This is a genomic window from Aestuariivivens insulae, assembly GCF_022662195.1.
In the GTDB taxonomy this organism is placed as follows: domain Bacteria; phylum Bacteroidota; class Bacteroidia; order Flavobacteriales; family Flavobacteriaceae; genus Aestuariivivens; species Aestuariivivens insulae.
The window spans coordinates 240,007-254,009 of record NZ_JAKMCS010000001.1; the positions used below are offsets into that span (position 1 = coordinate 240,007).

General features: G+C 37.4%; 8 protein-coding genes. All 8 read right to left on the reverse strand.

What is annotated here, in order from left to right; genetic code table 11:
• Position 1 precedes the first annotated feature (1 nt).
• The 8 genes from MR062_RS00870 to MR062_RS00905 all read right to left on the reverse strand — a co-directional run bounded on the left by MR062_RS00870 (position 2) and on the right by MR062_RS00905 (position 14,002).
• Entirely contained in the window at positions 2-2,449 is a 2,448-nt protein-coding gene (locus MR062_RS00870) for a hypothetical protein (RefSeq protein WP_242202165.1), read from the reverse strand.
• A 135-nt stretch (positions 2,450-2,584) separates the two neighbouring features.
• Positions 2,585-4,060 carry an alpha-L-fucosidase gene (locus MR062_RS00875; RefSeq protein ID WP_242202166.1) on the reverse strand — a complete coding sequence of 492 codons (1,476 nt, stop codon included), beginning with the start codon at positions 4,058-4,060 and terminating at the stop codon, positions 2,585-2,587.
• A gap of 428 nt (positions 4,061-4,488) precedes the next feature.
• Positions 4,489-6,825: a GH92 family glycosyl hydrolase gene (locus MR062_RS00880; RefSeq protein ID WP_242202167.1), complete on the reverse strand. Its 2,337-nt coding sequence runs from the start codon at positions 6,823-6,825 to the stop codon at positions 4,489-4,491.
• A gap of 2 nt (positions 6,826-6,827) precedes the next feature.
• The gene (locus MR062_RS00885; protein ID WP_242202168.1) at positions 6,828-8,159 is read right to left on the reverse strand and encodes an alpha-L-fucosidase; all 1,332 of its coding nucleotides are present in this window, start codon (positions 8,157-8,159) and stop codon (positions 6,828-6,830) included.
• A 412-nt stretch (positions 8,160-8,571) separates the two neighbouring features.
• Positions 8,572-10,686 (reverse strand): c-type cytochrome domain-containing protein, encoded by a 2,115-nt coding sequence (locus MR062_RS00890; RefSeq protein ID WP_242202169.1) that lies wholly within the window; start codon positions 10,684-10,686, stop codon positions 8,572-8,574.
• Positions 10,687-10,694: 8 nt separating this feature from the next.
• Positions 10,695-11,498, reverse strand: coding sequence for a chitobiase/beta-hexosaminidase C-terminal domain-containing protein (locus MR062_RS00895; RefSeq protein WP_242202170.1), 804 nt, complete (start codon positions 11,496-11,498; stop codon positions 10,695-10,697).
• The gene (locus MR062_RS00900; protein ID WP_242202171.1) at positions 11,495-12,538 is read right to left on the reverse strand and encodes an NHL repeat-containing protein; all 1,044 of its coding nucleotides are present in this window, start codon (positions 12,536-12,538) and stop codon (positions 11,495-11,497) included. Before MR062_RS00900 ends, MR062_RS00895 begins: the two co-directional genes overlap by 4 nt.
• A 3-nt stretch (positions 12,539-12,541) precedes the next feature.
• Positions 12,542-14,002 carry a DUF1501 domain-containing protein gene (locus MR062_RS00905; RefSeq protein WP_242202172.1) on the reverse strand — a complete coding sequence of 487 codons (1,461 nt, stop codon included), beginning with the start codon at positions 14,000-14,002 and terminating at the stop codon, positions 12,542-12,544.
• Position 14,003 lies beyond the last annotated feature (1 nt).

The window sequence follows — 14,003 nt, forward strand, 5'->3', positions numbered from 1 at the left end:
ATTATTGTTTACTGGTCAAGGCCATGGGGTCTCCTATGGTCTTTACCTCTAATTTAATGTTAGATTTTTTACCGCTTATAAATTCACAGTCAACAGTTAATGAATGGTCACCTTTAGCGATTTCAATACTTTCAATATCTAAATCGATGGTTTTAATAATATTCCAGTTTTTGTCGTATAAGGTTGCTTTGTCATCTCCTGAATAACGAAGTATTTGACTGTTGGATAGGGTTATGGGGAAGGTTACTTTTTTATAATTATCCAATTCAATAACTAGATTACGACAGGAAGTCTCTTCTGATAATTTAACCGTAAAAGCCAGTGGTTGCTTTTTATATTTGTTTTCAAAATTAAATGAAGAATATAGTGGTTCTCCTGGTTGTCTCACTTTCTTTTCATGGTTAAATATGTTTATCCCTATTGGGGATAATTTCCATGAATTTTCTGAAACGGGTTCTAAATGATATTCATTGTTTAAATCTTCCATTTCTTTTTTCAAAGCCGATGGGAAGGCTCCAGTTAATCTGGCACGTTCCCAGTGCTTTACCAATTCAAGAACCTCATTGGATTGTCCGTGTGTTTTTAATGTCTCATCAGAGGTAATAAACGCATAGCCAGCATCGAATGCAGCCGATCTTGCAAGCATCCATTCCATGTCCTCGAGGCTAATTTCGGGTGTCATTCTAAACCATCCTAACATACCGGGCATAAAGTTTCGTCTAAAATAGGGTTGGTTCTTCATGCGGTACTCTGTTTGACTTTCCCTGAAGTTGGCATACCAAGGTTCACCCCAGTTCATACGAGAGTAAATGTGCCAGAAGAAATGCGTAGTTCTACTAGCGTCGATTATTAACCCGTCTTTTAAATGATCTTCTAAATTGTTATACCATGTATATGGCATGAGCCCTTCTCCATAATTTCCTAAACCGGTTGATTTGTTACCTTCCAACCCATCAAAAGATATTTGCTTCATTCCTGTTTTATTGTACAGGTTTGCAATGTTTTTAGATAGCTCTTTGGTAAGGTCTGCATTGGACAAAAATACTTTGTAACCATGGTCTATTAGTTTCGCAATGCGTGTTCCCGACTTATGGGAACTTGCTTGTGTATTAAATGCGCCACGTTGGCAATCGAGCAGTTTCCAGGGTGCTTTTTCAGACACACTCCCATACCTAATTAACTCGTCTGCAATTCTAACGGTTCGTAAGTTGTTGTTTTTAAACTGATTGAAAAACTCTGGTGAGGCTATTGATATTTCGGTTTGCTTTTCATCTATAGCACTTGTTATTTCTGAACTCCCCACTTCTGCCAACCTTTTATCTGGTACTGGTGTAACGTAAGGGTCGTTAGTTGTAATAAAATTGGAAAGTGTATGCAAGCCTATACTGATGCCTTCTTTTTTTGCTTTTTCAACACAGGCTTTCATGCTTTCGTAACCATTGGGAAAGGCTTCTTTGTACAGTTGAAAATGCCCCCAGCTTTCAAAGGATTTTCCGTAGTGGTATAAATGCTTTAAGCCTGCTTTTTTGGTGACCTCTATAGCATTATCGATGGTTTCTTCATTAAAATTCATAATGATGTATGCGGCGGCAGCTTCTGGTAGGGTCTTCATCCATTTGCCATCTTTGGTTGGGTGTGGCAATCCTTCAGCGACTTCTATAGTACCTATGGTTTCCAAAGCTTTGTTGGAAGTCACTCCAAAAAATGCGATTTTAGAGCCAATAACGCCGCCGTCATCGTATTTGGGAGCGAGAAACTTATCGTGGCCAAGGTTTTCAATTATTCGGTCTTGGTCTCTATTTCTGCAATAAGTTTGTAAGCTAGAACCATTTTTGGTTGGTTTTGCAGCTTCAATTCTATACAAAACATGGGGTTTGTCTTTTGAGTTAACATTGGTAATATCGTCTTGTGAAAAAACATCAAACTCGGGCATGCAATCATTTTCATTATAGGGGTAACCTCCCAAAGTTTTAAGATTTAATGCCTGAATACCTAATGCAAATGCATCATTACGAACAACGCCAACGGTTTCCCCAATGGTTTCGCCTATAGTTGTTGGGTAAGGGCCCCAAGTTATTAAATCTATGGGTTGGGAACTATTAATGTCCATGAGTTCGAAAGTGAGATAATCATCTTTTGTTTCGTATTTAATTTTTGCCTCGGTATTGGAAGGGTAATGTAAGGTAATGATGCCTTCATTAATTTCCATGGCATTAGGGTATTGAAATACACTATCTACCCGAATGGACATAAGGTAAGCTGGTTCAGCTGTATCTAAATAGTTTATGCTTTTTGCGTTATCTAAAATGCTTTTAAAGCTTCCATTTTTGTTAAACTCAAATTTAAGCGCATTGTTTTTAGAGGTTAACGTTAGGTTTTGGTTGTCACAGGAACATAAAACGGTAGCAATACTTAGAAGTGTTATGTTGATAAATCTGATTAGTTTCATATCTATTTATAGAGTTATAAAAGTTTAACAAACACGATAGGTAGCATTTAGCTTTTTAAAGTGTTCTCGATACATCCCGCCTTTAGCGGACACTCGAACTGACATAATCGATACTAGTTTAATGGGGTAACCGATTTAGTTTACAACTTCATTAATTTTAAACGTCCAAGCATATTTGCAAGTTGGGTTGTTTTGTAAGGATTCAGGAATTATTATTTTGAAACCTTCTTTTAGCTTTATCCATTTTAAGTTTTTATTGGAGCCCAACATGCGAATACGGGTTCCTTTTTTGGGGTTTATGGATTTAACCACAATTTCCGAAGGCATGGTGTTTTCGCCTTCTTTGGCTAAATACAATAAATATACATTGCCCTGTTTGTTTTGGGTCATACAGATATTGTTTTCTTTAAAGGGCGCAATGGGTTTTGTTGCATAGATGGCACTATTGTTAACATTCATCCAATCGCCGTATTCTTTCAATAGATTGTATGCGCCTTGTTGCCATTCGCCTTCTGGGCTAGGCGCTATGTTTAAAAGTAAATTACCGCCTTTGGCCACAATGTCTACCAGCATATGTATGCCTTCTCTACCGCTCATGTATTTGGCATTAGGAGTATAAGACCAACCGCCTCCAGAGATGATGCAAGATTCCCATGGGTAGGGCAAGGTTTTTTCTGGCACCCTGTTTTCTGGTGTTAGGTAGTTTTGATTCTTACCATGGACTGCACGATCAACAACAATGAGACCGGGTTGCTTTTTACGGGCTTTGACAACTAATTCGTCCATTTTGATGTCTTGGTTAACAATGCGGTGTTTTAAATAGCCCTCTTCGGCATTGTCTACAGTATGTTTGTACCATTCGGTAATTTCTGATTTAGGTGTTTTGGCAACCCAACCGCCATCTAACCACAGGATGTCCATCTTACCATAATCGGTCATTAGTTCCAAAATTTGGTTATGGGTAAACTCAATATAGTCGTTCCATTTTTCGGGATAATCAACTGGAGAATAGTTTACATTTCTATCTTTTGGAGGGAAATAAGGGTCCCAATAGCTTTTAACATTCCAATCGGGTTTAGAGAAATAAGCACCGGCCCATAAGCCTTCACTTCTAAAAGCATTAAATATTTCTTTGGCTATGTTGGCTTTAGGATTGGATGAAAATGGGGTTTTTGGAGAGGTAATTTTATAATCGGTGTATTTAGAATCGAACATGCAGAACCCATCATGGTGTTTGGTTGTGAAGACCACATATTTCATACCTGCATTTTTAGCGGCATTGGCCCATTTAGAAGGGTCGAATTTTACTGGGTTAAAGGTCGTTTGAAGGGCTTCGTATTCTTTTTTATAGGCAAAATAATTATCTGGATTACTGCCTTTTTTGCGTTCGCACCATCCATATTCTTCTGGGCATAGAGACCACGACTCTACAATGCCCCACTGACTGTATGTGCCCCAATGCATTAAGAGGCCAAATTTTAAGTCTTGCCATTCGTCCAATTTTTCAAGAACTAGAGGATCTGTTTCAGGAACGTAACGTTCTTCTTCATAAATGGCTTGTGAAAAAGAATAGGTCGACATTAAAAATGCTAATAATAAAATTCGTTTCATGTGTTTAGTTTTATTGTTCCCAAAAATATTTTATTTGCTCATGACTAGCCACATCTTAAATAGCTCTAACTGATACTTTTTTTTCTTTTAAAGCAAAAATTATAGGTATTGCGTTTCAATGGACAAGTATTTTACTTATGATTGTCCAATGAAACATGATGAATAAGGGGCGTTTGTTTCAAATACTTTAATTTAAACTAAGTTCGATTATTATTATTTATAGTTAAAAATATGTATTAACAATTGTCTTTTTAACGAATTGTCATTTCGACAGAGAGAGGAACGAACGACGAGAAACCAAAAGGTTCAACATAGTTAAATCCCATAATTATGAGATTCCTCCTCGTACCTCGTTCGGAATGACATTCCTTTACATTTAATTTATTTAACTATCTAAAATATAGCAACATTTAATAATCGAACTTAGTTTAATTTAAACCTTTGCTCATAGAGAAAGGTGTGTTTTCTGGTTGGTTTGCCCAAGATTTGTTAGGCGTATCATTCATGCTAAAATCTAATGCTCCTCCATTTTGAATGGTTTCAAATTCAATAAAGCTATTGTTCCAAGGGTTTCCGTTTAGCTTAACAGAAGTTAAGTAAACATTGTTAGCATTATTGTTTGGCGCTGAAATAGAAAACGTTTTTCCATTTTGTAATGCGATAGTCGCTTTTTTAAACAATGGACTACCAATAGCGTATTGATTAACCCCTGGTGTTACAGGGTAGAACCCTAATGCGCTAAACACATACCAAGCCGAGGTCTGCCCGTTGTCTTCATCACCACAATAACCGTCTGGTGTGGCACTGTACAATTTGGTTAATACCGCTCTTATTTTTTCTTGTGTTTTGTATGGGGCATTGGCATAATTATACAGATAGATCATATGTTGTATGGGCTGGTTGCCATGGGCATAATTTCCCATGTTAACAATTTGCATTTCGCGAATTTCATGAATGGTAAAGCCATAATAGGAATCGTCGAAATCTGGGGGCATAGTGAAAACTTCGTCTAATTTTGAAATGAAATTGGTTTTACCGCCCATTAAATTAATAAGTCCTTGTACGTCGTGGAACACAGACCATGTATAATGTAGGCTATTGCCTTCGGTAAAGGCATCGCCCCATTTTAATGGGTTGAATGGGGTTTGAAAATGGCCATCTTCATTTTTGCCACGCATTAAATTGGTTGAGCTATCGAATAGGTTTTTATAATTGTGGGATTGTTTGTAAAAGGTGTTGGCTAAATCAGTTCTGCCTAATTTTTCTGCCATTTTAGCTATGGTGAAATCGGCATAAGCATATTCTAAAGTTCGGGCGGCATTTTCATTTATACCTACATTGTATGGCACATACCCCAGGGAGTTATAGTAATCTAATCCGGCACGACCAACAGAATTTACCGGGCGTCCTTCAGATACTTGGGCATTCTTTAATACGGCTTCCAGTAAGGTTTCAACATCTTTTTCCTGGACATTGCCTTTTAAAAAGGCATCGGCAATTATAGGAGCAGAATTGGAACCTATCATACAATCGCGATGCCCAGGACTAGCCCATTCGGGTAACCACCCCGATTCTCTATAGGTGTTGGCCAAGCCTTCCATAATCTGACTGTTCAACTCGGGGTACATTAAATTAAAAAATGGAAAAACGGCCCTAAAGGTGTCCCAAAAACCATTGTCGGTAAACATATAGCCTGGTAATACTTCACCGTTGTAGGGACTGTAATGCACGACTTTATTGTCTTTGTCGAACTCATAAAATTTTCTGGGGAACAATAGTACGCGATACAGGCATGAGTAGAAGGTTCTAATATTATCAATATTATCATCTTCTATGGTTATACGGTTTAACTCTTTTTCCCAAGCCAAGCGGGCTTTTTCTTTGGTTTGTTCGAAAGTGTCGTTCCCAATTTCCTTGTTTAAATTTAATTCGGCTTGTTCTGGACTAATAAAAGAGGATGCCACTTTAACGTGTACTTGTTCTCCTTTTTTGGTTTTAAAACCAATAATAGCACCTACATGGTCACCACTATTTTCTACTGTGTTTTCTACAAGTGTCCAATCCTCACCCCAAGTGTGGTTCAGTTCAAAATCTTTATCGAATTGTGCCACAAAATAATTGTGGAAATTTTCGGGAACGCCACCACTATTGTTTCTGCAATAGCCAATAATTTTTCTTTCCTCTGGTATGATTTTCACCATAGAGCCTTTAAAGAAAGCATCAAGCAGGATATACGATGCATCTGCTTTAGGAAAGGTAAACTTAAAATGGGCCGCTCGTTCGGTAGGCGCTACTTCAGCAGTAATATCGTAATCGGCTAGGTAAACACTGTAGTGGTTGGGTTTAACAATTTCAGCCTTATGTGAGAAATAGGAGGCGCGCTCATCTTCTTTGTATTTTAGCTCACCAGCAACTGCCATTAACGAGAAGGCCGCATAATCGTTAATCCAAGGACTCGGTTGATGGGTTTGTTTGATGCCCCTTATGGTCTTATCGTCATATTTGTAGGCCCATCCATCACCCATTTTAGCTGTTTGAGGTGTCCAGAAATTCATGGCCCAAGGGGTAGCGATAGCCGGATAGGTATTTCCGTTAGATAGACTGAAATCGGAATCGGTACCCATAAGTGGGTTAACATAGTTAACTAGACTCTTTTCTATATTGGTATTGGCTGCATGATTGTTATTTACATCTTGTTTACATGAGGTAAAACAAAATAAAACAACAACTATAATCCCTTTAAAAATCGTTAATAGATACTTCATATTTAATTACTTTCAATTTTTTGACCTTCTTCTCTGTATAAATCTACTTCACCATCCAATAATACGGCAATTACGGTAACATTTTCGTCTTGTACATGTTCGGGTAAGTCTATATACAACAAACCAGGAACGGAGCTCCAATATTGTTTGCCTACAACGTTATGTGATAACTTGGTGCCATTGCCAACCACCCAAATTCTATTGATCTTGTTTTTAAGTCCCTTTATCAATAATGGACCGTTTGGTTTATTGTCTACATACAAATACAAAATATTTTTATCTTTCGATAGTGCGGTGTACCCATTAAAGTGACCGTGTGGTATACCTGCCCTAGTGCCATAAATAGCTTCTTTATGTTTGTTGGTCCATTTACCAATACCCTTTAAAATATCTATTTGTTCCTGTGGAATGGTGCCATCTGGTTTAGGCCCTATGTCAAGCAGTAAATTGCCTCCCATACTAATACAATCGACTAAAACCCGAATAAGCTGATTTACCGATTTGTATTGTTTGTCGTTTGGTTGGTAGCCCCAAGAATTATTCATGGTTAGACATAATTCCCAATACTTGTTTTCGGGCTTGGCTACTGGTACTCCTTGTTCTGGAGTGGCATAGTCGCCATAGCCTTGTAGCCTCGAATTGATAATAGTTGTTGGCGTTTTATCTAATAATAATTGACGAATTTCTTTGGCTTTCCATTTTTCGGCAGATTGCTCCCAATCACCATCAAACCAATATAAATCTGGATTGTATTCTGTTAATTCCTCTATTTGCCCGAAATTATACTTAGTGAATTTTTCCCATCTTTTGGGGTCTTCGGTATATCGTTTTTGGTCTCTTAAAAAATTAGGATAATCTGGATAAGACCAATCCAATAGCGAATAATACAAGCCTACTTTTAAGTTTTCCTTACGAGCGGCATTAACAAATGGCGTTAGTAAATCTTTTTTCGCTTTAGCTTTCTTGACGGTATTGAGGTTGCCGTATTTGGAATTCCAAAGGGCAACGCCATCGTGGTGTTTTGTCGTAATTACAGTGTATTTGGCGCCACTTTCCTTAATAAGTTCAGCCCAATATTCTGGATCGTATTTTTTTGCTGTAAAGCCATCAAGTTGCTTCATATAGTCTGAATATGGAATGTATTTATTGAAAAAAGACCAAGATTCATCAATGCCATTAACCGAGTATATACCCCAATGGATAAATACTCCGAATTTGGCGTCTTTAAACCATTCGAGACGTTCTTCTTTTGGTAATTCTGCGTTTTGACTTCTAGCGATTAAGCTAAAAAGAATTAAAAAGGAACCAATTGCTATTTTTAAAAAGTGTTTCATTCGTTTAAATTTCGTCGATCATTTAGTATTAAATTAATTATAAAATTTTACGCCACGAATTCACAAATATGCTTTTAATACTTTTATCTAAGTAAGTACATGACAAAATTAGTTTTGCATTGTGATCTTTGTGCTTCTTTGCTGGCTTTGAGGTTATATTTAAACACAAAGGACACCAAGTAGGCGCAAAGGTGTTAAGTCCATATAATATATCATTTCAATTATTTATGGACAATGCCATTGACATATATGAAATCTTTGTATAACAAATAATTTGGGTTAATGCTACATTTTCAATTTTTATCATATACTAAACACTTTTAAGTAAAAAAACATTCATGTATTTAGTGGCTAAAAAAATCATCTTGCTATATGTTAAAGGTTATTTAATCATGTAAGTTTCATTTTTTGTTTATCGAATTAAAATTTCATCTACAAAAAGCCATGCATCTGTTCCTGCACCTTCATGCCAACTGGGAAGCGTTTTAAAATTTTCTACAACAACCCTTAAATATTGGGTTGTTGTATTGGGAATATCTACCGTATATTTTTTTATTTCTGTACCACTACCATAGCGTCCTGTTCGGGTAATATTTAATTCTCCTATCTTTTGGTATCCCGTGTTCATTTCTGTTGATGAATAGACCGTTATTTTTTTGGGAAAAAGAATCCAATTGGAAACATTTTCGAGGCAATTTACCGAAATTTTATCTACTTGTTTAACCGATTCGAGATCTATTGTGGCATCTACGTTATCTCCTGAAAAACCTATCCAATTACCATCTCTAAACAGTTCACTGCCTTCCTTTAAGTCGAAAAGTTTGTCACTACCTGGATAGCGGTCGTCTGGTTGTTTTACCAAATTGTATTTTAATACTTGGTGTTTGATTTTAAAAAAGTTTTTTTCTAAAACATCGCTTGGTAGCCAACCCGCTTTATATGTTTTTACTTTTAGTTGTACGGGGCGATCTAAAAATATACTGTCTTTGTAGGGCAACGATGTTGAATCGGGGTCTGTGCCATCTAGGGTGTAAAAGGTTTTTACATTTTTTATTTTGGATTGTAACCTAACAGAAATGGTGTCTACAAATAAATTTTTATCGGAAAGAAATGTTGGGGTTTCAATTTGGGTTATCTCAACAAAGTCTTCAGCGGTGCCGGCATATACTTTTGTGTCGAACTTAGATTCGAGCATAGCGATATCGTTTTTGTCTATGTCTGTTTGCCATACATAAATATGTTGTGGAACCACCTGTTGCAAAAAGGCGTTGAGGCCTTCATTGGTAATGTTGGTGTTGTATGCATTCAACACCTGAAGCCTTTTGGCATTGTAAAAACTTTTAAGACCTTCATTAGAGATTTTGGTATTGCTTATATAAAGTTTTTTTAGATTTTTAAACGATTTTAAACTGGAGGCCATCTCATCTGTTAAGGCTGTATTGCTTAAGTCCAACTCTACAACTTGCTCATGTAGCTTTTTTAAAGCCTTTAAAGCTTTTTTGTTAAGTTCCTTTTTGGGGAATTTAACACTTAATTCGGGTTTGTTGGGGACTAATTTGAAAATGGTAAAACCAGCTTCTTTAGCATCGTTAATATCACCTATGGAAGCTTCTTCAATTTTAAGTTCTTCAAAAACCAGGTATTTTTTAAGAAGTTTATTAAGCGTATCATTTTTAGGGAGATGAACCACTTTGTTCTTAAAATCGGCATTATGGTTTATCCAGTAAGCAATAAGCCACTGCTCGTCTTTTGTTAGCTGTGGTTTTCCTTCAGGAGGCATGTGTTTTTCATCGGATAAGGGCAGCATTATGCTTTTGAACATTTGGCTCTCTTCGGCATGACCCTTAACTATGACTTTACCATGTTCGCCTCCTTTTAATATGTTTTCGGGCGAATTTAAAGCCAAATCGCCTTTCTTTTTTGTGTTGTTATGGCATTGTATGCATTTAGCATCCAAAATTTTAAAAACAACATCATCGTAAATTTTAAGGCTATCTATATGAGTTATGGGTTTAACTTCTTTAGGGGCTGAGGCATATTGGGTTAAAAAATCACTCCCATGGGTAAGGATGCTTCCGTAATGTCCAGTAATGGTTATACCGATGAATGTTATTCCAAAACAGGGCAAAAATAATTTTGAAGCCCAATCAGCTTTAGACTTGCTCAATACAAATAGGCAGACTATCAATATGGTAGATATTGCACCTAACCATAAATGACTATTTAATGTAGGGCTATCGTATCCTCCTTCAAATGATAAAAAATAGCCCAACAAACAGGCCAAAACTGCAAAAAATGAAGAAAAACCAAGCGCATATTGAATTGCCAAGCTTGGATAATTGTTTTTAATGCGTCCAACAATATCTATAAATAGGGTTAGGATTAAGGCTCCAATGGGAAGATGGAGTATTACCGGATGAAACCTCCCTAAAAAAAGAACCAATCTTGAGGGTTCTGCAAATACAATTATTACTGTAATGAGTATTACCGAGAGGGTTAATATATACTTTGTGTTTAAACGCTTCATTGGCTATGTTAATAGTTTAAAACCCATTCATCCATAAAAAGCCAGGCCTTATTGCCTTTTCCTTCATGCCATTGTGGAATGGATGTTACATTTTTTACTTCAACTAAAATCTGGTTTATAGTATCGTTTACGGGGATGTCAATATGTTTTAAGGTTGGAGCTGTTATACTCTCTAAAGGCTGTAATTCTATGGTCTTATCCTTAAAAGGACCACCATTAACCGAAGTTCGTATTTTAACAGACTTAGGAGGAAATATCCAAGAGCCAGGATCGCTTAAATAGCCTATGGTTAGGGATTTAACGTAGGCTTTATTTTTTAAATACAAGGTCGCATTGGCAATGGTATCAAACCCTAACCATTGGTTGTCCTTAAAGTCTACTGTGCCCTTTTTGTTGTTGTTTAGTGTCATTGCTCCAACACCTTTATAGCGGTCACTGGCAGTGGTATGCCAGGTAATGGTATCTATAGGGAGCCCACTTTTATAAAATGTTGTTTCTACGACATCGCTTTTTTTCCAATCTGGATGATAGGCGCGAAACTTATAGACTCCAGGTTTTAATATTTTAATGGGAGCTGTATATGCTTTAGATTGCTCGGTTGGATCATCGCCGTTTGTAGTGTAGTATATTTTTGAGCCGTCAATCTTTAAACTTGCGGTTAAATAGGCTACAGAATCTATTAATTGATTAGTAGCCTCTAATCTAGGTTGTACTATCTGAATTTGATCTTGTTGTAAAAACAAATTTTCAGAGCCCTTTTTACAACCAAAAACTATAATTGCTAAAAGGCAGGGTATTACTTTTAGCTTCATATTCTAGTTAGTTTAATAGGGTAGGTTTGCCCAGAATTCCATTGTGCTACATATACATTTTCATCTTCGTCTATACAGACATCATGAGGATATTGGAACAGCCTAATGGTTTGGTATAACTCTTCTAGGTTGCTATTGTTATAAGTTGGAGCTGTTGCGCCTGGACAGGAAACGACTTGGTTGTTTTCATCCATAATCAACAAAAATCCCGAATCGCTATTGGGTGCTTTTTTTGATTTCAATACCGCAAAATAAATATCTTTTTTATGGATTACTGGTCTGCAAATCAATGCGCCAGGGACTTCTATCGAAGATAGGTACTTGCCATCTAAACTAAAGCGCTTAAGAATGTTCATTTCCCTTGCCGATATTAAAAGGCTAGGGTTGTTCTTATCTCGGTTATCATAACAAATACCATGGGCATTTAAAAATTCGGAATCATTTGTGCCTCTACCACCAAAAATATTCAATAGTTCGCCTTTATGGTTGTAATGGGTAATGTACTGGTTGCCATAACCGTCGGCTACATAAAAATCGCCATTTTCCAATATGGTTGTTTCGGTAGGTTTGAACTCTTCTTTACTGTTATATTTCCCAGTGTCCTTGGGGTAGTCTATTTCAAAAACAATTTTACCGTCTATGGTTGTTTTTATAATTTGATGTCTTTCATAATCTGTAATCAGCAAAAAGTCTTCTCCATTTTCTTTGCACAGGGTCAAACCATGTCCGCCAGGAAAATCGGTGCCCCAAGTTTCCAATAACTTACCAGACTTATCGTAAATGATAATGTTATTTTTAGTGTGATTGGTCAATAAAACAATACGCCCTTTGGAGTCTTGAACCATTTCATGGCAATCTTTTACCGGAGTTGTTAAGGGGTCTAAATTGCCCCAATTCATATTAACTTTATATTGATGGGAATTATGCCCTATAATAACATCTTTATTGTTGCTAAATGAAAAAGCATTGCTATACAATGGGGATAATAAAATCCCCAACGAAGCACAAGACGATTGTTTTAGGAAGGTTCTTCGGCTCATAGATTATACTAAAATGTCGTTAACAACATGTCCAGAAACATCGGTAAGCCTAAAGCGTCTACCTTGGTGTTTATACGTGAACTTGGTATGGTCTATACCCATTTGGTTCATTATGGTTGCTTGTAAATCATGTACATGCATAGGGTCTTTAACAATGTTATACCCAAAATCGTCGGTTTCGCCATAGGTGAATCCTGGTTTTACTCCGCCTCCGGCCATAAACATGGTAAAGCATTTTGGGTGGTGGTCCCTACCGTAATTGGTGTCTGTTAAGGTGCCTTGACTGTAATTGGTCCTTCCAAATTCACCTCCCCAAACCACAAGCGTATCTTCCAGCAAACCTCTTTGTTTTAAATCTAATATTAAGGCCGCTGTAGCTTGGTCTATATCTTTGGCTTGGCGTTCTATTTGAGACGGCAAGTCGAAATGTTGGTCCCAGCCCATGTGGTACAGCTGAACAAACCTAACATCCTTTTCAATCAATCGTCTTGCCAATAAGCAGTTAGCGGCATAAGTGCCTGGTGTAGTGGCATTGGCACCGTACATTTTAATGATATGTTCCGGTTCATCCTCTATATTCATTGTCTCCGGTACCGAGGTTTGCATACGGTAGGCCATTTCATATTGTGCAATGCGGCTATTAATTTCCGGATCACCAAATTCTTGTTCTTGTTTATAATTTAATTCGCTTATGTAGTCCAACATTTTTCGGCGTTCGCCACGGGTCATTCCCTCAGGGTCTTTAAGGTACAGTACAGGGTCTTTACCAGAGCGAAATTGTACGCCTTGGTGTAAGGAGCTTAAAAAACCATTGCCCCAAAGGCGTGAATATAAGGGTTGTGAAAATGGTCGTCCTGTTCCGCGGGACAGTAACACGGTAAATGCCGGAAGGTTTTCATTAAGGCTTCCTAAGCCATAGCTAAACCAAGAGCCCATACTAGGTCTGCCCGTTTGTTGTGATCCTGTTTGAAAAAAGGTAATGGCAGGGTCGTGGTTAATGGCTTCGGTATGCATGGACTTAATGAAGCATAGTTCGTCAACTATTTTAGCGGTATAAGGCATTAAATCGCTTACCCAAGCTCGAGATTCGCCATATTGTTTGAATTTGAAATTGCTGCCAACCAACGGAAAGCGCTCTTGTCCAGAGGTCATACCCGTTAAACGTTGGCCATTTCTTACCGAATCGGGAAGGTCTTGCCCTCTCATTTTATCCAATAAGGGTTTGTAATCGAATAGATCCAATTGTGATGGGCCTCCACTTTGGAATAGGTAAACGATACGTTTTGCTTTAGGAGCAAAGTGGGGTAAATGCAATCCTGTGGCACTACTTAACTGTGCCTGTCCGGATATGCTGGAAAAGGGGTCCAATAGCGAAGCCGCGGCTAAACCGCCAATGCCAAACCCAAGTTTTTTTAGAAAATGCCTTCTGTTGTTATTTATAAAATGCTTGTTCAACTCTTCCATG

What these genes read in the sequence shown, in the direction of transcription:
- MR062_RS00870 (WP_242202165.1), bottom strand. Translation starts at nt 2,449, where the DNA reads ATGAAACTAATCAGATTTATCAACATAACACTTCTAAGTATTGCTACC.
- MR062_RS00875 (WP_242202166.1), bottom strand. Translation starts at nt 4,060, where the DNA reads ATGAAACGAATTTTATTATTAGCATTTTTAATGTCGACCTATTCTTTT.
- MR062_RS00885 (WP_242202168.1), bottom strand. Translation starts at nt 8,159, where the DNA reads ATGAAACACTTTTTAAAAATAGCAATTGGTTCCTTTTTAATTCTTTTT.
- MR062_RS00880 (WP_242202167.1), bottom strand. Translation starts at nt 6,825, where the DNA reads ATGAAGTATCTATTAACGATTTTTAAAGGGATTATAGTTGTTGTTTTA.
- MR062_RS00890 (WP_242202169.1), bottom strand. Translation starts at nt 10,686, where the DNA reads ATGAAGCGTTTAAACACAAAGTATATATTAACCCTCTCGGTAATACTC.
- MR062_RS00905 (WP_242202172.1), bottom strand. Translation starts at nt 14,002, where the DNA reads ATGGAAGAGTTGAACAAGCATTTTATAAATAACAACAGAAGGCATTTT.
- MR062_RS00900 (WP_242202171.1), bottom strand. Translation starts at nt 12,538, where the DNA reads ATGAGCCGAAGAACCTTCCTAAAACAATCGTCTTGTGCTTCGTTGGGG.
- MR062_RS00895 (WP_242202170.1), bottom strand. Translation starts at nt 11,498, where the DNA reads ATGAAGCTAAAAGTAATACCCTGCCTTTTAGCAATTATAGTTTTTGGT.